The sequence below is a fragment of the Modicisalibacter sp. 'Wilcox' genome (genome assembly GCF_010993675.1).
GTDB lineage: Bacteria > Pseudomonadota > Gammaproteobacteria > Pseudomonadales > Halomonadaceae > Modicisalibacter > Modicisalibacter tunisiensis.
The window spans coordinates 13249-31106 of the sequence record NZ_WNXF01000012.1 but is presented as its reverse complement, the minus strand read 5'-3'; the positions used below and the strand labels follow the sequence as shown (position 1 = coordinate 31106).

General features: G+C 69.7%; 18 protein-coding genes and 1 other RNA gene. 15 read left to right on the top strand and 4 right to left on the bottom strand.

Translation table 11 applies throughout. The features are described from left to right. The first annotated feature begins 23 nt into the window (after positions 1-23). The 4 genes from rplM (at position 24) to G7A98_RS11745 (ending at position 2213) form a co-directional block, all read left to right on the top strand. Positions 24-452: a 50S ribosomal protein L13 gene (gene rplM / locus G7A98_RS11760; protein WP_163649866.1), complete on the top strand. Its 429-nt coding sequence runs from the start codon at positions 24-26 to the stop codon at positions 450-452. Positions 453-465: 13 nt separating this feature from the next. Continuing rightward, positions 466-855, top strand: a complete 390-nt coding sequence (gene rpsI / locus G7A98_RS11755; RefSeq protein WP_163649865.1) for a 30S ribosomal protein S9 — start codon at positions 466-468, stop codon at positions 853-855. A gap of 180 nt (positions 856-1035) precedes the next feature. Continuing rightward, positions 1036-1662 carry a stringent starvation protein SspA gene (gene sspA, locus G7A98_RS11750; RefSeq protein ID WP_163649864.1) on the top strand — a complete coding sequence of 209 codons (627 nt, stop codon included), beginning with the start codon at positions 1036-1038 and terminating at the stop codon, positions 1660-1662. 50 nt (positions 1663-1712) lie between these two features. After that, positions 1713-2213 (top strand): ClpXP protease specificity-enhancing factor, encoded by a 501-nt coding sequence (locus G7A98_RS11745; RefSeq protein WP_163649863.1) that lies wholly within the window; start codon positions 1713-1715, stop codon positions 2211-2213. A 77-nt stretch (positions 2214-2290) separates the two neighbouring features. Here the strand turns inward: G7A98_RS11745 and G7A98_RS11740 are convergent, their stop codons facing one another. The 4 genes from G7A98_RS11740 to G7A98_RS11725 are packed head-to-tail and all read right to left on the bottom strand — an operon-like array spanning position 2291 to position 5728. Beyond that, positions 2291-2869, bottom strand: coding sequence for a BON domain-containing protein (locus G7A98_RS11740; protein ID WP_163649862.1), 579 nt, complete (start codon positions 2867-2869; stop codon positions 2291-2293). A gap of 5 nt (positions 2870-2874) precedes the next feature. Next, positions 2875-3468 carry a phosphoheptose isomerase gene (locus G7A98_RS11735; protein WP_163649861.1) on the bottom strand — a complete coding sequence of 198 codons (594 nt, stop codon included), beginning with the start codon at positions 3466-3468 and terminating at the stop codon, positions 2875-2877. Positions 3469-3492: 24 nt separating this feature from the next. After that, positions 3493-3861, bottom strand: coding sequence for a YraN family protein (locus G7A98_RS11730; protein WP_163649860.1), 369 nt, complete (start codon positions 3859-3861; stop codon positions 3493-3495). After that, positions 3848-5728: a penicillin-binding protein activator gene (locus tag G7A98_RS11725; RefSeq protein ID WP_163649859.1), complete on the bottom strand. Its 1881-nt coding sequence runs from the start codon at positions 5726-5728 to the stop codon at positions 3848-3850. The genes G7A98_RS11730 and G7A98_RS11725 overlap by 14 nt, the downstream gene beginning before the upstream one ends. A gap of 119 nt (positions 5729-5847) precedes the next feature. On the opposite strand from G7A98_RS11725, the gene rsmI reads away from it, so the two are divergent. From rsmI to murG, 11 genes are all read left to right on the top strand, one after another. Next, a complete protein-coding gene (gene rsmI / locus G7A98_RS11720) occupies positions 5848-6702 on the top strand; it encodes a 16S rRNA (cytidine(1402)-2'-O)-methyltransferase (protein ID WP_163649858.1) in 855 nt (284 codons plus the stop codon). A 35-nt stretch (positions 6703-6737) separates the two neighbouring features. Next, positions 6738-7094: RNase P RNA component class A (gene rnpB, locus G7A98_RS11715), an RNA gene on the top strand. A 33-nt stretch (positions 7095-7127) separates the two neighbouring features. Continuing rightward, positions 7128-8081 (top strand): 16S rRNA (cytosine(1402)-N(4))-methyltransferase RsmH, encoded by a 954-nt coding sequence (gene rsmH, locus G7A98_RS11710; protein WP_163649857.1) that lies wholly within the window; start codon positions 7128-7130, stop codon positions 8079-8081. Between the two features lie 9 nt (positions 8082-8090). Next, positions 8091-8414 (top strand): cell division protein FtsL, encoded by a 324-nt coding sequence (gene ftsL / locus G7A98_RS11705; RefSeq protein ID WP_163649856.1) that lies wholly within the window; start codon positions 8091-8093, stop codon positions 8412-8414. Then, the gene (locus tag G7A98_RS11700; RefSeq protein ID WP_163649855.1) at positions 8411-10114 is read left to right on the top strand and encodes a penicillin-binding transpeptidase domain-containing protein; all 1704 of its coding nucleotides are present in this window, start codon (positions 8411-8413) and stop codon (positions 10112-10114) included. The genes ftsL and G7A98_RS11700 overlap by 4 nt, the downstream gene beginning before the upstream one ends. After that, positions 10114-11634 carry a UDP-N-acetylmuramoyl-L-alanyl-D-glutamate--2,6-diaminopimelate ligase gene (locus G7A98_RS11695; protein ID WP_163649962.1) on the top strand — a complete coding sequence of 507 codons (1521 nt, stop codon included), beginning with the start codon at positions 10114-10116 and terminating at the stop codon, positions 11632-11634. Before G7A98_RS11700 ends, G7A98_RS11695 begins: the two co-directional genes overlap by 1 nt. Then, the gene (gene murF / locus G7A98_RS11690) at positions 11631-12998 is read left to right on the top strand and encodes a UDP-N-acetylmuramoyl-tripeptide--D-alanyl-D-alanine ligase (RefSeq protein WP_163649854.1); all 1368 of its coding nucleotides are present in this window, start codon (positions 11631-11633) and stop codon (positions 12996-12998) included. Before G7A98_RS11695 ends, murF begins: the two co-directional genes overlap by 4 nt. A 9-nt stretch (positions 12999-13007) precedes the next feature. After that, complete coding sequence (mraY, locus tag G7A98_RS11685; RefSeq protein WP_163649853.1) at positions 13008-14090, top strand: phospho-N-acetylmuramoyl-pentapeptide-transferase; 1083 nt, start codon at positions 13008-13010, stop codon at positions 14088-14090. Between the two features lie 43 nt (positions 14091-14133). Next, a complete protein-coding gene (murD, locus tag G7A98_RS11680) occupies positions 14134-15528 on the top strand; it encodes a UDP-N-acetylmuramoyl-L-alanine--D-glutamate ligase (protein ID WP_163649852.1) in 1395 nt (464 codons plus the stop codon). Then, positions 15525-16685: a putative lipid II flippase FtsW gene (gene ftsW / locus G7A98_RS11675; RefSeq protein ID WP_163649851.1), complete on the top strand. Its 1161-nt coding sequence runs from the start codon at positions 15525-15527 to the stop codon at positions 16683-16685. Before murD ends, ftsW begins: the two co-directional genes overlap by 4 nt. Positions 16686-16766: 81 nt before the next feature. Further along, on the top strand, positions 16767-17837 hold the full coding sequence (gene murG / locus G7A98_RS11670) for an undecaprenyldiphospho-muramoylpentapeptide beta-N-acetylglucosaminyltransferase (protein ID WP_163649961.1): 1071 nt from the start codon (positions 16767-16769) through the stop codon (positions 17835-17837). Positions 17838-17858 lie beyond the last annotated feature (21 nt).

The window sequence follows — 17858 nt, the reverse complement described above, 5'->3', positions numbered from 1 at the left end:
TACATCAATTGGTGATTCAATCCATGAAGACGTTCAGTGCTAAGCCGCAGTCCGTCAAGCGCGACTGGTATGTCGTCGACGCTGCGGACAAGACACTCGGTCGCCTGGCCACCGAAATCGCTCGCCGCCTGCGTGGCAAGCACAAGCCCGAGTACACGCCGCACGTCGACACCGGCGACTACATCGTCGTGGTCAACGCCGAGAAGGTCCGCGTGACCGGCAACAAGGCCCAGGCGAAGAACTACTACCGTCATACCGGCTATCCGGGCGGTCTGCGTTCCATGAACTTCGAGCAGATGATCGATCACGCGCCGGAGCGGGTCATCGAGGCGGCCGTCAAGGGCATGCTGCCGAAGGGGCCGCTGGGCCGTGCCATGTATTCCAAGCTCAAGGTCTATGCCGGTACCGAGCATCCGCATGCCGCGCAGCAGCCGCAAGAACTGAACATCTAAAGGATATTTCGCCATGTCACAGCAGTATTACGGTACCGGCCGTCGCAAGACTTCCACGGCCCGCGTATTCCTCAAGCCGGGCACCGGCAAGATCACCGTCAACAACCGCGAGCTGGGTGAATACTTCGGCCGCGTGACCGCCCAGATGGTGGTGCGCCAGCCGTTCGAGCTGACCCAGACCGGCGAGCAGTTCGATGCCTACATCACCGTCACCGGTGGCGGCGGCTCCGCCCAGGCCGGCGCGATCCGCCATGGCCTGACCCGCGCGCTGATCAGCTACAACGAAGAGTTCCGCAAGCCGCTGCGCGAAGCCGGCTACGTGACTCGCGACGCTCGCGAAGTCGAGCGCAAGAAAGTGGGTCTGCGCAAGGCGCGCCGTCGTCCGCAGTTCTCCAAGCGTTAAGACGACGCGGCATCGCGACCGCACAGGCGCCCGGGCCAATGGCCCGGGCGTTTTCAATTCTGCCGTGGGCAAGCCGGCCGGCGGGTTGCGCCGGGTTGCGGAGAGCATGATCGGGGCTGCCCTTGCGCCGGGCTTCTCGTGTTATCATGCACCGCTCGAACTGATGCGAGGAACTGTTACATGGGTGTAGTGGCCAAGCGGTCGTCCATGACCTTCTACTCCGGCAGCGATGATCATTACAGTCACCGCGTGCGCATTGTGCTGGCCGAGAAGGGTGTCGCCGTCGACATCATCGAGGTCGGCGAGGACAGCCGTCCCGCCGAACTGGCGGATCTCAACCCCTATAACAGCGTGCCGACGCTCCTGGATCGCGACCTGGTGCTCTACGAGTCCAAGGTCATGATGGAGTATCTCGACGAACGTTTCCCGCATCCGCCGCTGCTGCCGGTCTACCCGGTGGCGCGGGCCCAGAGCCGGCTGTGGATGCATCGCGTCGAGCGGGAATGGTGCCCGCTGGTCGAGACCATCGTCTCCGGCAGCAAGAAGGACGCCGAGCGGGCCCGCAAGGAGCTGCGCGAGAGCATCGTCGGCATCTCTCCGATCTTCGAGGACATGCCGTACTTCATGAGCGAGGAGTTCTCGCTGGTGGACTGCTGCATGGCGCCGCTGCTCTGGCGGCTGCCGGCACTGGGCATCGAGCTGCCGGAGAAGCAGATCAAGCCGCTGATGGGCTACATGGAGCGGCTGTTCTCGCGGGAGGCCTTCAAGGCGTCGCTGACCGAGACCGAGCGCGAGATGCGCACCTGAATTCACAGTGCGGCCGCCACCCGGCGGCCGTGTCATCGGAGGGTCTGTGCATGCAGTCTAGCCGTCCCTATCTGGCCCGCGCCCTGTACGAGTGGTTGCTGGACAACGACCATACACCCTACATCGTCGTCGATGCCGAGCACGACGGGGTTCAGGTGCCGTCGCAGTTCGTCCAGAACGGGCAGATCGTGCTCAATGTCGCGCCGAGTGCGGTGCGCGAGCTTCACATGGCGAATGACGTCATCACCTTCAACGCCCGTTTCGGGGGGCAGCCGATGCAGGTCATCGTGCCCTGCGAGGCCCTGATCGCCCTCTATGCCCGCGAGAACGGGGTCGGCATGGTCTTCGGCCACGAGCCGGTGATGCCCGGTGCTGAGGAGGCCGACGAGGCCGGCGCGCCGGAGGCGCCGTCCCGTGAGACACGCCCGTCGCTGGAAAGCGTCGAGGGTCGTGGCGAGGAAGCGGAGACGTCCGCGGCGGAGGACGAGGAGTGCGAGGCTTCGTCCCGGGATCGCAAGAAGGGGCGTCCGTCGCTGCGCGTGATCAAGTAGCGCTGCTGGCGAATCCGCCAGGACCATCGCAACGACGCCGCGGGGCCGAGCCTCGCGGCGTCGTTGCGTCAGTGCCGTCAGTTCAGGTAGTCGAAGATCTTGACGATGCGCTGCACGCCGCTGATGTCCGAGACTTCATTGACGATGCGCTGGGCCTCATCGCGGGTCACCATGCCCATCAGGTAGAGAGTGGCGTTTTCCGCGATCACCTCCACGTGGCGTGCGTCGATGCCCTTGTTGGCAGCGATTTCCGTCTGGGCGCGGGTCTCGAGCCAGTCGTCCTTCAGGCGCTGCCCCAGCGGGAGGTTGGCCGCCACGGCCAGCTCGTTGTAGACCTTGCGGACCTGGCGCGTGTCGTGGGCGATGCTTTCGGCCTTGTCCTTGAGCTCCTGGCTGGGTACCTGGCCGAACAGCAGCACCACGCCGTTGTAGCTGTTCACCCCCACGCGGGCGTCGGTCAGGCGCGCATCGGTCCGGGCCATGGCGTCATGGATCTTGGATTCGATGTTCTCGTCCTCGACCTTCATGCCGGGGGTGCGCGTACTGTAGTCCTCGCCCTGGGGCGCGGGTGTGGCCACCTCGTTGACCACGCTGCAGCCGCCGAGGCCCAGTGCCAGTGCCAGGAATGCCGGGGTAAGCGCTTTCGTCTTCTTCATGGTAGTTACTCGCTGCTGCCGAAAAGTTGTTCGTCGATCAGGTCGCACAGGCAGTGGATGACCAGCAGGTGGACCTCCTGGATGCGCGCCGTGGAGGTGGCCGGCACACGAATCTCGCAGTCATCCTGGCCCAGCAGCGAGGCCATGTTGCCGCCGTCGCGCCCGGTGAGCGCGACGATGGCCATGTCGCGATCGTGGGCGGCCTGGATGGCCTGCACGATGTTGGCCGAGTTGCCGCTGGTGGAGATCGCCAGCAGGATGTCGCCGGGCTGACCGAGCGCCCGGACCTGCTTGGAGAACACCTCGTTGTAGCTGTAGTCGTTGGCGATCGAGGTCAGCGTGGAGGTGTCGGTGGTCAGCGCCAGGGCCGGGAGGCTCGGGCGCTCGCGCTCGAAGCGGTTGAGCAGCTCCGAGGAGAAGTGCTGGCTGTCGCCTGCACTGCCGCCGTTGCCGCAGGCAAGGATCTTGCCCTCGTTGACCAGGCACTGGACCATCATCTGGCTGGCGACCTCGATGAAGGGCGGCAGGACTTCGCTGGCGTACGTCTTGGTGTCGATGCTGGCGTTGAAGTGGCCGAGAATGCGCGATTGAAAATCCATGTCGTGTCAGAGGTCCGGTAGCGGTCAGAACGCTTCGAAGGCCGCGCGTATCCAGGTGTACTCCAGCTCGGGCGGAGTCCCGATGATACCCACCACATCGAAGCGGCACGGACATGATAATCCGTGGCGCTGGAGATAAAAACGCGCCGCCTGGATCAGGCGACGCTGCTTGCCGGCGGTGATCGTCTCGAGCGGATGGCCGTGTCGGGCATCGGCGCGATGGCGCACCTCGACGAACACCAGTGTCTCGCCGTCCCGCATGACCAGATCGAGTTCACCGCCCTTGGCGTGCTGGTTGCGGGCCACCGGCGTCAGTCCGCGAGCCTGCAGCCAGCCTTCCGCGGCGCGCTCGAGACGCGCGCCGCGTTCCCGTGAACGCTCAGGGCGCGGCATGGTCGGCCGTGGCGGCGTCGGGGGTCGGTTCGCCGGCGCCCGGTTCGCCATCCGGCGTGCCGGCGGTGTCGTCGCCCGGGCCGAGCATGAGATTGCCGGCGTCTTGGGGGGCGAGCACGGCCAGCGGTGGCTGCGGCACGCCGTCGACGAACATCGCCCAGGGCAGCTCGCGGTGGATGCGCCCGTCCGGCGTGGCGCTGAGCATGCCCGTGGCGCCGAACACCTCGACGCCGGGGGCGGCCTGCAGCAGCGGCAGGCGACGGGCCAGCTCGAAGGCGTCGACGCCCATCGCTTCCAGCTTGAACAGGGCGGGGTCGCTGCCGTCGTGCAGGGCCTGGTAGCTGGCATGGTAGGGCAGGGCGTCGGCCCCGCCCACGGCGGCCTCGGGAATCTGCCAAGGGATCTCCACGAACTGCACGCCGTTCAGGTCATGGTCCTGGCGCGGCTGGGGGCGCCCCTCGTAGAGGTGGGACGTGGCGTAGATGGGCAGGTCGGCGGAGTAGTAGAACTCCAGCATCGGCGGCACCTGGCGCGCATAGGGCGGCAGGGCCAGCAGGAAGAGCGCGTCCAGATGGCGCTGCGGATGCTGGTTGTGCGTGGCGAGGAGCTTCTGCACGGCATGGGACACCGAACCCTGCGGGTCGTAGCGCACCTCGGCGGCAACCCGGCCGCCTTCCTGCTGCCAGGCGTCGCGGAAGGCGCTGCCGACCCGGCCGCCCCAGTCGTTGTCGGGGACCAGCATGCCGGCGACCCGGTGGCCGTCGAGGCTGGCGCGGTGGGCCGCCTGTCGGGCCTCGTCCTCGGCGGACAGTCCGTACTCGAAGAGATCCTCGGCCTGGTTGGCCTCCGCCACGCCGTAGTTGAGCGCCAGGGTGGGCAGGGGCACGGCGCCGCGCGTCTCGAGCTGCGAGACCTTGTCCTTGTCCAGCGGCCCCAGCACCACCTGGGCGCCGGCCATGGCGGCCTGGGCATAGAGCGTCTGCAGGTCGCTGCGGCTGGTGTCGTAGAAGTGCAGCTGAGGGGTCTGCTCGCCCTGGTCGAGCGCCTTCATGTGGCGGGTCTCGATGCCCTGGCGGATCGCCTTGGCGACCCCGGCGAGCGGGCCGGATTCGGGCAGGAAGACGGCGACATGCCGCACGTCACGGCCACGCAGGTCACGCAGGGCCTGCAGGTCCTTGGGCAGGCGGCGGGCGGCCGGGTGATTCGGGTAGCGCGCGCGCCACTGGTCGATGCGCGCGAACAGCCCCGCGATGTCGCCGCTGTTGCGACGCTGCAGGGTCAGCAGGTCCACCCAGCCGCGGGTCAGGCGGTCCCGGGGCGTCAGGTCCTGCAGGGCCGAGCCGCGCAGGCGGGTCAGCTGGCGCCAGATGTCGTCGTTGAGCGAGAAGGGAGCGTCGTCGCGCTGCAGGGCGATCAGGGTCTCCACGGCGGCCTGCGGTTCGCCGACCATGCCCTGCGCCTGGCCGCGGCGGTAGCGCAGGGTGAGCGCCTGGTCGCGTGACAGCGGGATGTCGCTGTCGAGCACATCGGTAGCCTGGAGCACGCTGCGGCCGTCTTCCTGGGTGATGCCCAGACGCGACTGCAGCAGGGCCCAGTCGCGGCGAGCCGGCGGAGAAAGCTGGGTGGCATCGAGTGTTCGCGTGACCTGCAGCGCCTGCGCCGTTTCGCCCTGGCGTGCTAGGATGTCGGCAGCCCGGAGCCGGGTCCTGGCGGCGTCGGCACCGCTCTGACGCTGGGCCTGGTTCAACAGTTCGGCGGGATCCGCCCCGCCGGCCGGCTTGCCGGTGATCGGTGACTGGCCGGCGCAAGCCGACAGCAGCAGGGCGACCAGGCCGACACCGCACAGGCGTCGCAGCGATTTGTCCATAGCGTCTCGATTCCTTGTGTCTGGCGAAGTCCGGCCCGGCGTCGACCTGCCGCTGGCGTCGTCAGCCATGCGCGCCTTCCTGGCTCATGACCATGACATCGACGTTCGGATAACGACCCATGACCGAGTCTATCAAAGGCACATTGTACGTGGTGGCCACCCCGATTGGTAACCTCGCGGACCTCTCGCCCAGAGCGCGGGACGTGCTGGCTGCCGTGGCCCTGATCGCCGCCGAGGACACGCGCCACTCCGCGCACCTGCTGCGCCATCTGGGGGTCGAGACGCCCCTGGTCTCGCTGCATGAGCACAACGAGGCCCAGCGCATCGCCTCGCTGACGGCCCGCCTGGAGGCGGGCGAGGACGTGGCGCTGATCAGCGATGCGGGCACGCCGCTGATTTCCGACCCCGGCTTCCTGCTGGTTCGGGCGCTGCGCGAGCGCGGCCTGCGCGTGGTGCCGGTGCCCGGGGCCTGTGCCCTGATTGCGGCGCTGTCGGCCTCGGGGGTGGCCACCGATCGCTTCCTGTTCGCCGGCTTCCTGCCGGCCCGGGGCGGGCCCCGGCGCTCGGCCATCGAGGCCCTGGCGGAGCGCCAGGAAACGCTGGTGTTCTACGAGTCGCCGCACCGCATCCGTGACACCCTGGAAGATCTGAGCGCGGTGCTGGGAGAGCGCCATCTGGTGCTGGCGCGTGAACTGACCAAGACCTTCGAGACCTTTTTGGCCGGCACGCCCGGTGAATTGCTGGCCACCCTGGAAGCCGACCCCAACCAGGCCCGCGGCGAGTTCGTGCTGGTGGTCGAAGGTGCGCCGGTGGTGGACCGGGATCCCGAAAGGGAACGCGGGCGCGAGCTGATCGGGGCCATGCTTGCCGAGGGGGTCGGGGTCAAGCAGGCTGCGGCGGTGGTGGCGCGAGTGCTGGGCGGGCGCAAAAAGGGCTGGTATGACGAGGCCTTGTCGCTCAAGGCCGACGGTTGAGGGGGGCGCGGCACGCTGCTATTCTTGCGCGCTTGGGAGCTGGCCAGACAGTCGCCGCCGGGACGTGCGCGTTCCGGGGGAGGAAAGTCCGGGCTCCACAGGGCAGGGTGCCAGGTAACGCCTGGGCGGCGCGAGCCGACGGAAAGTGCAGCAGAGAGTAGACCGCCTAAGCAGCGCAAGCTGCCGGCAAGGGTGAAAGGGTGCGGTAAGAGCGCACCGCGCGCCTGGCAACAGTGCGTGGCACGGTAAACCCCACCCGGAGCAAGACCGAATAGGCCCCCGACGCTGTGGCCCGCAGTGGGGGCGGGTAGGTTGCTGGAGCCCAGTGGTGACGCTGGGCCTAGATGAATGGCTGTCCTCGACAGAACCCGGCTTATCGGCCGGCTCCCATCCTTCTTTTCATCGATCAGGCTTTCGAGACTTGCATGCCGCACAGCGCCGCTTCTTCGTCGTCCGCCTACCGTCATGCCAGCGTGCTGCTCGATGGTGCCATCGACACCCTGCTCAATGACCCCGCCGGCGTCTATCTGGACGGCACCTTCGGCCGCGGCGGCCACAGCCGGGCGCTGCTCGAGCGCCTGAGTCCCGAGGGGCGGCTGCTGGCCATCGATCGCGACCCCGCGGCGCTGGCCGAGGCCCGGCGCATCGAGGATCCGCGCTTCTCCATCCACGCCAGCCCCTTCAGCCGGCTCGACGCGATCGCCCGCGAACAGGGCGTCCACGGCCGGCTGGCAGGGATCCTGCTGGACATCGGCGTCTCCTCGCCGCAGCTCGATGACCCCGAGCGCGGCTTCAGCTTCCTGCGCGACGGCCCGCTGGACATGCGCATGGACCCGACCCAGGGCGAGAGCGCGGCGCAGTGGCTCGCGCATGCCGACGAGCGCGACATCGCCTGGGTCTTCAAGACCTACGGCGAGGAACGCTTCGCCCGTCGCATGGCACGGGCCATCGTCGAGCGCCGCCGCGAGGCACCGATCACCCGTACCGGCGAGCTGGCCGAGCTGCTCAAGGCCGCGCATCCGGCCTGGGAGAAGGGCAAGCATCCGGCGACGCGGGCCTTCCAGGCCCTGCGCATCCATGTCAATCGCGAGCTCGAGGAGCTCGAGGCGGCGCTGACCGCGGCGCTCGAGGCGCTGGCGCCGGGCGGGCACCTGGTGGTCATCAGCTTCCATTCGCTGGAGGATCGGCGGGTCAAGCGCTTCATCCGCGACCAGGTGCGCGGTGACACCCATCTGCCCCGCGGCATGCCGATCCGCGACGATCAGCTGGCCCGGCGCCTGGAGACGCTGGGCAAGGCACAGCGTCCCGGAGAAGCCGAGATCGCCGAGAATCCCCGCGCGCGCAGCGCGGTGATGCGCGCCGCCCGTAAACTTGCCTAGGACCTCGGCATGGCCAGTACCGCACCGGACAAGTCGAGGACGCGCCCGCGCCGCCGCTGGCGGCTGCAGTGGCGACTGTGGCTGGTGGGCCTGCTGATCGTGCTGATGCTGGGCAGTGCGCTGGCGGTGATCGCCAGTGCCCACCGCACGCGCGTGCAGTATGCCCGTCTGCAGCGACTCGAGGCGCAGCAGGACAAGCTTCAGACCGAATGGGGGCGCCTGCTGCTCGAGGAGAGCACCTGGTCGGCACCGTCACGCATCGAGCGCCTGGCCGCCGAGCGGCTCGACATGCAGGTGCCCGACATCAGCCAGGTCAAGGTGATCCAGCCATGACGCGGCAGCGGCAGACACCGACACGTGCCGAGGTGGCGCCGATGGGGCGGGGGCGTTACCGCTTCCTGATCGCTGTCGTGCTGATCGCCCTGGCGGCGCTGGTGGGGCGGATCGCCTACCTGAACGTCATCGACCGGGACTTCCTGCAGGGGCAGGGGGACGCCCGCACCCTGCGGGTCGAGCCGATCGACGCCCACCGGGGCATGATCACCGACCGTCACGGCGACCCGCTGGCGATCTCCACGCCGGTGGTGAGCCTGTGGGCCAATCCGCAGGAGCTGCCCGACGACGATATCCAGCGGCTGGTGCTGGCCCGGGCGCTGGGCGTCGACCTGGACTCGCTGGATGCGCGCATCCGGCGTTACCGGAATCACGAATTCATGTACCTGCGGCGACGCATGACCCCGGACGCCGCCCAGAAGGTGCTCGATCTCCAGTTGCCGGGGGTCTACGCGCAGCATGAGTACAAGCGCTATTACCCCTCCGGCGAGGTGACGGCACAGCTGGTCGGCGTGACCAACATCGACGATCAGGGCCAGGAGGGGCTGGAACTGGCCTACAACAGCTATCTGTCCGGCGAGCCGGGCAAGCGCCGTGTGCTCAAGGACCGCAAGGGGCGGCTGGTGCGCGACCTGCACCTGCTCAAGGAGGCCAAGCCGGGCGGCGACCTGACCCTGTCCATCGACCTGCGCCTGCAGTACATGGCCTATCGCGAGCTCAAGGCGGCGGTCGACGAGCACAATGCCGACGGCGGCACCCTGGTGATGATGGATGCCCATACCGGCGAGGTGCTGGCCATGGTCAACTCGCCGTCCTACAACCCCAACAACCGCACCGACATCGACGTCGACGGGTTGCGCAACCAGGCGATCACCGACGCCTTCGAGCCCGGCTCGGTGATGAAGCCGCTGGCGATGTCGGCGGCGCTCGAGACCGACAAGATCACCCCGGATACGGTGATCGACACCTCGCCCGGGTACACGCGGGTCGACGGCTACACCATCAACGACTTCCGCAACTACGGCAAGCTCAAGCCGGCCGGGATCCTGCTGCATTCGTCCAACGTCGGCATGACCCGCATCGCGCTGCAGCTCGACGATGACACCATCTGGAACCGCTATCAGGCGCTGGGGCTGGGCCAGGCTCCGGAAGTCGGCTTCCCCGGCGAGGCGGAGGGCAGCCTGCCCGCCCCCTACAACTGGTCGGACAGCAAGCGGGCGACCATGGCCTACGGTTACGGGGTGGCCGTGTCGGCGCTGCAGCTCGCCACCGCCTACACGGCGATCGCCAATGACGGGCGCGAGCTGTCGCCGTCGCTGCTCAAGGTCTCGGACCCGCCCAAGGGCAAGCCGGTCATCAAACCCAAGGTGGCGCATGAGCTGCTGGGCATGCTCGAGCACATCGTTCAGCCCCACGCCGGCGGGTCACGGGCGATGGTGCCCGGCTACCGGATCGCCGGCAAGACCGGCACGGTGCGCAAGGTGGAGAGCAGCGGCTATCAGACTACCGCCTATCGCTCGCTGTTCGCCGGGATCGCCCCGGTCTCGGATCCGCGCATCGTCACCGTGGTGATGATCGACAATGCCCGCGGGCAGGAGTACTACGGTGGCCTGGTCGCCGCGCCGGTGTTTTCCCGCGTGGTCGGCAAGGCGCTGCGCCTGCTGGATGTACTGCCGGACAAGAAGGAGGCCCTGCCGTGATCGAGACGACCCGTGCGCGCCTGGCCGATGCGCTGGCCACGCTCTGGCCCCACGGCGATACCCTGCCGTTGCCGCATGACGCCACGCCGCTCTGCCTGACGCGTGACAGCCGGGAAGTGTCGCGCTGCCCGCATCCGGCGGTATTCATTGCCGTGCCGGGCGTGATGGGCGACGGGCGTCGCTTCATCGGTGACGCCCTGGACGCCGGCGCCGAATGGGTGCTCGCCGAGGGGGAAGGCGAGCCGGCGGCGGCCGAGTCGCGCACCAGCTGGCTGCCCGGATTCGGCGAGGCCCTGGGCGAACTCGGCAGGCTCCTCTTCCGCGTGCCTGACGCGCTGTCGCTCGTCGCCGTCACGGGGACCAACGGCAAGAGCTCCGTGACCCATTACCTGGCCCAGCTTTCGTCGGCGCTGGGGCGTCCGGCGGGCGTCGTCGGCACCCTGGGCTGGGGGCGTCTCGGGGCGCTGACCGACAGCGGCCAGACCACGCCGGGGGCGCTGGAACTGCAGGCGGCGCTGGGCGCGATGGCGGCCGACGGCCTCGAACGGGTGGCGATCGAGGCCTCGTCCCATGCGCTGGACCAGCAGCGGCTGGCGGGCACCCGGATCGCTACCGCGGTGTTCACCAACCTGAGCCGTGACCATCTCGACTACCACGGCAGCATGGCGGCCTATGCCGCCGCCAAGGCGCGCCTCTTCCAGCGTCCCGAACTCGAGCACGCGGTGGTCAATGGCGACGACCCGCTGGCGCGGCTGATGCTGGCCGGGCTGCCGGCGGGCGTGCGGGTGCTGGCGACCGGCAGCGCCGAGGCCACCACCCTGAGGGTGCTGGACTGGTTGCCCCACGAAACGGGCCAGCGGGCGTTGATCGCCACGCCGGACGGCGAGCGGGTCCTTGAGCTTTCCCTGATGGGGCGCTTCAACCTGGATAACGTGCTGCTGGCCATGGCCGCGCTGCTGGGGCAGGGCGAGGATCTGGACGAGCTGTGCCGGGCCGCGGCCGACCTGGCGCCGGTGCCGGGGCGCATGCAGCGCCTGACCCGGCCCGGCGCGCCGACCGTGGTGGTCGACTATGCGCACTCGCCGGATGCCCTGGCGCAGGCCCTGCGGGCGCTGCGCGATCACCTGCCGGACGAGGGCGCCGCGACGGCGAAGCTGTGGTGCGTGTTCGGCTGCGGGGGCGATCGCGACACCGGCAAGCGGGCGCTGATGGGCGAGGTTGCCGCCCGCGAGGCCGATCGCGTGATCGTCACCGACGACAACCCGCGCAGCGAGACCCCGGCGGCGATCCGCGAGGCGATTCTCTCCGGCATGAGCGATGCCGGCCGCGCCGCGGCCCTGAGTCTCGAGGGGCGGGCGGCGGCCATCGAGCGGGCGGTGGCCGAGGCCGGCGCCGGGGATCTGATCCTGGTCGCCGGCAAGGGCCACGAGGCCTATCAGGAGGTTGCCGGCCGGCGATGCCCCTTCAGCGACGAGGCCGCGGCGCGCGACGCGCTGGCCCGGCGGGAGGCGCGCGCATGACGCCGCCGTTTCCGGCCCGTCTGGGCGAGCTCGCGAGCCTGTTCGACTGCCCCGCGCCGCCGGCCGATGCCGCCGTCGGTGCCGTCATCACCGATACCCGCCGCCTCGGGCGCGGCGACCTGTTCGTCGCCCTCGAGGGCGAGCGCTTCGATGGCCATGCCTTCCTGGCCCGGGCGCGGGAGGCGGGTGCCGTGGCGGCAGTCGTCGCGCGCCCGGTCGACGATCCTCTCGCCCAGCTGGTGGTGCCCGACACCCGGCTGGCGCTGGGCATGCTGGCCGAGGCGCGCCGCCGGGGCTGGACCGGCAGGCTGGCGGCCATCACCGGCAACAGCGGCAAGACCACCGTCAAGGAGATGCTGGCGGCCCTGATGCGCCGTCAGGGGCCGACGCTGGCCACCCGCGGCAACCTCAACAACGAGATCGGGGTCCCGCTGACCCTGCTGGGCCTCGAGGCCGGGCACCGGCATGCGGTGCTCGAGCTGGGGGCCAACCACCGCGGCGAGATCGCCTGGACGACGACGCTGGCACGGCCCGACGTGGCGGTGATCACCAACGTGACCGGCGCCCATGTCGGCGAGTTCGGCGGGCCGGGAGCGATCGCTCAGGCCAAGGCCGAGATCCTCGCGGGGCTGCCGGCCGACGGCACGGCGGTGCTCAACCGCGAGGATCGCTTCCATGCCTTCTGGCGGCGCATGGCCGGGGAGCGCGAGGTGCTGGACTTCGCCGTCGAGCGCCCGGCGCGGGTTCACGCCCGCGACCTGGTGGCCGATGACGCGGGACGGTATGCTTTCACGCTCGTCGTCGACGGTCGCGAAGCGGGGCGCGTCACCCTGGCGCTGATGGGGCGCCACAACGTCGCCAATGCGCTGGCCGCCGCGGGAGCCGCGCTGGCGCTGGGCCTGCCCGAGGGCGAGCTGGCCGCCGGGCTGGGCGAGGCGGCCGCGCTGCCGGGGCGGCTGTCGTTGACGCCGGGCCGCGAGGGGCGACGGCTGCTCGACGACACCTACAACGCCAACCCCGGCGCCGTGAAGGCGGCGCTGGACGTGCTGGCCGCCCTGCCGGGGCCGCATTACTGCTACCTGGGTGCCATGGGGGAGCTGGGAACGGCCTCCGCGGCGCTGCATGCCGAGGTCGGGCAGTACGCCCGCGAGCGGGGCATCGACTTTCTCGGCACCCTGGGCGCCGAGGCCGAGCCGGCGGCTCGGGCCTTCGGCGATCCCGGGTGTCATTTCACGGACTGGGCGGCGCTGCTGCGCCATGCCCACGACCATCTGCCGCCCGAGGCCAGCGTGCTGGTCAAGGGCTCGCGCAGCGCCGGCATGGAACGCCTGATTGCCGAGCTGCGCGCCGATGATTCAAGGTGAGCGGAACTCATGCTGCTTCTCTTAGCCGACTTGCTCGCGCAGTTTCAGAGCGCTTTCACGGTCTTCAACTATCTCACGCTGCGCACCATCCTGGGCACGCTCACGGCCCTGCTGCTGTGCCTGTGGCTGGGGCCGCTGGTGATTCGTCGCCTGGTCGAGCGCCAGATCGGCCAGGCCGTGCGCGACGACGGCCCCCAGTCGCATCTGTCCAAGGCGGGCACGCCGACCATGGGCGGGGCGATGATCCTCATCGCGATCGCCATCAGCACCCTGCTGTGGGGGGATCTGACCAACCACTACGTCTGGCTGGTGCTCGTCGTCACCCTGGGTTTCGGGGCCATCGGCTGGGTCGATGATTTCCGCAAGGTGGTGGAAAAGAACCCCCGCGGCCTGCCGGCGCGCTGGAAGTACTTCTGGCAGTCGGTGCTGGGGCTCGGGGCCGCGGTGTTCCTCTACGTGACCGCGGCCAGCCCGGTGGAGACCAGTCTCATCGTGCCGCTGTTCAAGGAGGTGGCCGTGCCGCTGGGGCTGGGCTTCGTGGTGCTCACCTACCTGGTGATTGTGGGCAGCTCCAATGCGGTGAACCTGACCGACGGCCTCGACGGGCTGGCGATCATGCCCACGGTGATGGTGGCCATGGGGCTGGCCGTGTTCGCCTATGCCAGCGGCAACACGGTGTTCGCCGAGTACCTGCACATCCCCCAGGTGCCGGGTGCCGGCGAGCTGGCGGTGTTCTGCGGCACCATCGCGGGGGCCGGGCTGGGCTTTCTGTGGTTCAACACCTATCCGGCGCAGGTGTTCATGGGCGATGTCGGTGCCCTGTCGCTGGGCGCCGCGCTGGGCGTGGTGGCCGTGGTGGTGCGCCAGGAGATCGTGCTGTTCATCATGGGCGGTGTCTTCGTCATGGAGACGGTCTCGGTGATCCTGCAGGTGGCCTCCTACAAGCTCACCGGCCGGCGCATCTTCCGCATGGCGCCGCTGCATCATCACTTCGAGCTCAAGGGCTGGCCGGAACCCCGGGTGATCGTGCGTTTCTGGATCATCACCGTGGTGCTGGTGCTGCTGGGCCTGTCCACGCTGAAGATTCGCTAGGCGCGCGGCGTCCGTCGAGCACAAGGAAAGGGGAGAAGCGGCGATGACAACGGTGCCACCGGGCTACACCCTGGTCGTCGGTCTGGGCGTGTCGGGGCTGGCGATCGCGCGTCACCTGGCACGACGCGGCGAGCCGTTCATGATGGCCGACACCCGGGCCGAGCCGCCCGGGCTGGCCGATTTCCGTGCCGCGTTTCCCGACGTGGCGGTGCACACCGGGTCGCTGACCGAGCTGGACATGGCCGGGGCTCGGGAGCTGGTGCTGAGCCCCGGCGTCGATCCGTTCACCCCGGGCATCGCCGACTACTGGCGAGCGACACTGGCCGGGCGTGCCGATGTACCGCGGGTGGTGGGCGAGATCGCGCTGTTCGTGCGCGACTGCCCGGGGCGGATCGCCGCGATTACCGGCTCCAATGCCAAGTCGACGGTGACCACGCTGCTCGGCGAGATGGCCGCCGAGGCCGGTCGGCGCGTGGCGGTCGGCGGCAACCTGGGCACCCCGGCCCTCGACCTGCTGGCCCGGCAGCCGCAGGCGGAGCTGTTCGTACTCGAGCTGTCGAGCTTCCAGCTCGAGACCACGCCCGAGCTGGGCGCGGCGTGCGTGGCTTTCCTCAACCTGTCCGAGGATCACCTCGACCGGCATGGCGACATGGCCGGCTACCAGGCCGCCAAGCGCGCGATCTTTCGCGGCGCGACGCATGCAGTGGTCAACGCCGAGGATCCCTGGACCTGGCCGGACTCGGTGCCGGCGTCGCAGGCTCGCTTCACCACTCGCCCGCCGCAGGGCGACGAGTGGGGCATCGCCCCCGGGCCGGACGGCTCGCCCTGGCTGATGCATGGCGCGACGCCGTTGATGGCGACCGGCGAGATGCGACTGGCCGGGCGGCACAATCAGGCCAATGCCCTGGCGGCGCTGGCCATGGGGACCCATCTGGGGCTCGCGTGGCCGGCGATGCACCGGGTGCTGGCGCGCTTTCCCGGCCTGGCCCATCGCGGCGAGCTGGTCGCCGAGGCCGGCGGCATCCGCTGGATCAACGACTCCAAGGGCACCAACGTCGGCGCGACCCTGGCGGCGATCGACGGTCTCGGCCCCACCTTGACCGGGCGGCTGGTCTGGCTGGGTGGCGGGGTCGGCAAGGGCGCGGACTTCTCGCCGCTGGCCGAGCCGCTGGGTCGCCACGCCCGGGAAGCGATCGTGTTCGGCGCGGATGCCGAGCGGCTTGCGCGGGCGCTCGTCGGGCGGGTGACGGTGACGCGCTGCGCGACGCTTGCCGAGGCGGTGGCGCGGGCCGTGGCCGTCGCCGAGCCCGGCGACTGTATCCTGCTGTCGCCGGCCTGTGCCAGTCTCGACCAGTTCACCGATTATCGCGCGCGCGGCGACGCCTTCCGGGCCGAGGCACGGGCGCGCGGTGCGGGCGACGAGGAGCGCCAACCGTGATCGCCGCGCTGCGCCGCCGCCTGTCTACCGACCACCAGAGCTGTGATGGCTGGCTGCTGATCGCGGCGGTCTCCCTGCTGATGGTCGGCTGGGTCATGGTCACCTCGGCCTCCACCGAGATTGCCACCAGCCTGACCGGCAACCCCTACTATTTCAGCATTCGCCACGGGGCCTTCATCCTGATCTCGCTGGTGATCGCCGTGCCGCTGGTGCGGGTGCCGCTTGCGCTGTGGAAGCACTATGCCGGCTGGCTGCTGGTGCTGGCCTTCGCGCTGCTGGTCGTGGTGCTGGTCGTCGGCACCGAGGTCAACGGCAGTCGCCGATGGATTCGGCTGGCCGTGATCAACGTGCAGGCCTCGGAAGTGGCCAAGCTGTGCCTGATCCTGTTCGTGGCCCGCTATCTCGAGCGCTTCCTGCCCGGGGTGCGCCGCTACTGGTGGGACTTCCTCAAGCCGCTGGTGATTCTGGTGCCGTTCGGCGTGCTGCTGATCATGGAGCCGGACTACGGTGCGCTGGTGGTGGTGACCGGTTGCGTGATGGGCATGCTGCTGATGGCCGGGGCGCCGCTGATGCGCTTCATCCTGCTGCTGGCGCTGGTGGTGGCGCTGGGCGGCATCGTGGCGGTGGCCGAGCCCTACCGCCTCGAGCGGCTGACCAGCTTCACCAACCCTTGGGCGGACATGTATGACTCGGGCTACCAGCTGACCCAGGCGCTGATCGCCTACGGGCGCGGGCACTGGTTCGGCCTGGGGCTGGGCAACAGCGTGCAGAAGCTGTTCTACCTGCCCGAGGCGCATACCGACTTCGTGTTCGCGGTGATCGCCGAGGAGCTGGGGCTGGTGGGCGCCGTGGCGGTCGTGGGGCTGTTCGCCGTGCTGGTGTACCGGGCGCTGCGGATCGGCCGGCGTGCCGAGCTGGCGCGATTGCCGTTCGCGGCCTATCTCAGCTACGGTATCGCCCTTGTCTTCGGCGCCCAGGCGTTCATCAACATCGGCGTCAGCACCGGGATGCTGCCGACCAAGGGCCTGACCCTGCCGCTGCTCAGCTATGGCGGCTCCAGCCTGGTGGTGAGCGCGGTGATGGTGGCGCTGCTGGTACGCGTCGATCTGGACACGCGGCAGGTGCTGCGCAATGCCCCCGGCGGCAAGGCGCGCTGACGACCTTCAACCTATTCAGGGAGCCTTCAGGCGGTGACACAGGAGACGACTTCCTCCGCGCCCTTGCGCCGGGTGTTGATCATGGCCGGCGGGACCGGCGGGCATGTGATCCCGGCGCTGTCGCTGGCCGAGGCCCTGACCCGGCGCGGCGTGCAGGTGGAGTGGCTGGGCAGTCCGCGGGGCATCGAGAACCGCCTGGTGCCCGAGGCCGGGCTGGTGCTGCATCGTATCGCGGTGGCCGGCCTGCGCGGCAACGGCATGGCCGGCTGGTTGCAGGCGCCGTGGCGGCTGTGGCGGGCGGTGGCACAGGCGAAACGTGTGCTGACCGCCTTCGATCCGCAGCTGGTGGTGGGGCTGGGCGGATTCGCCAGCGGCCCCGGCGGGCTGGCGGCCTGGCTAAGCCGACGGCCGCTGATCGTCCACGAGCAGAACGCGATCGCCGGGCTGACCAATCAGGTGCTGGCGCGGCTGGCGCGGGATGCCTATGCGGCCTTCCCCGGGGCGTTTCGCAAGCTGGGCTCGCGGCGCGAGGCGATCGTCATCGGCAACCCGGTGCGGCCGGCCATTGCCCGCCTGGGCGAGACGCCTCGTGACGCTGACGCCATGCGGGATCGCCGCCTGCATGTCCTGGTGGTGGGCGGCTCCCTGGGGGCGGTGGCCCTCAACCAGTTGCTTCCCGAGGCGCTGGCGAAGCTGCCCGAAGCGCGGCGCCCCGAGGTTCGTCATCAGGCCGGTCGCGACCGTCGCGACGCCACCGAGCAGGGCTATCGGGAGGCCGGGGTCGATGCTCGGGTCAGCGAGTTCATCGACGACATGGCCGAGGCCTACGACTGGGCGGACCTGGTGGTCTGCCGTTCCGGGGCGCTGACGGTCAGCGAGCTGGCGGCGTCGGCGAAGCCGGCGCTGCTGGTGCCGTTCCCGCATGCGGTCGATGATCACCAGACCCGCAATGCCGATTACCTGGTGGAGGCCGGGGCCGCGCGACTGCTGCCCCAGGCCACCCTGAACGCGACCTCGCTGGCCAGCGTGCTGGACGAGGTCCTCAATCCCCAACGTCTCGCCACCATGGCCGGGGCGGCGCGCTCCCGGGCGCGTCTCGACGCCGTCGATCGCCTGGTGGAAGGCTGCATGGAGGCCGCTCGTGAGCGATAGCCTGTTTTCCCCCGTGCCCGG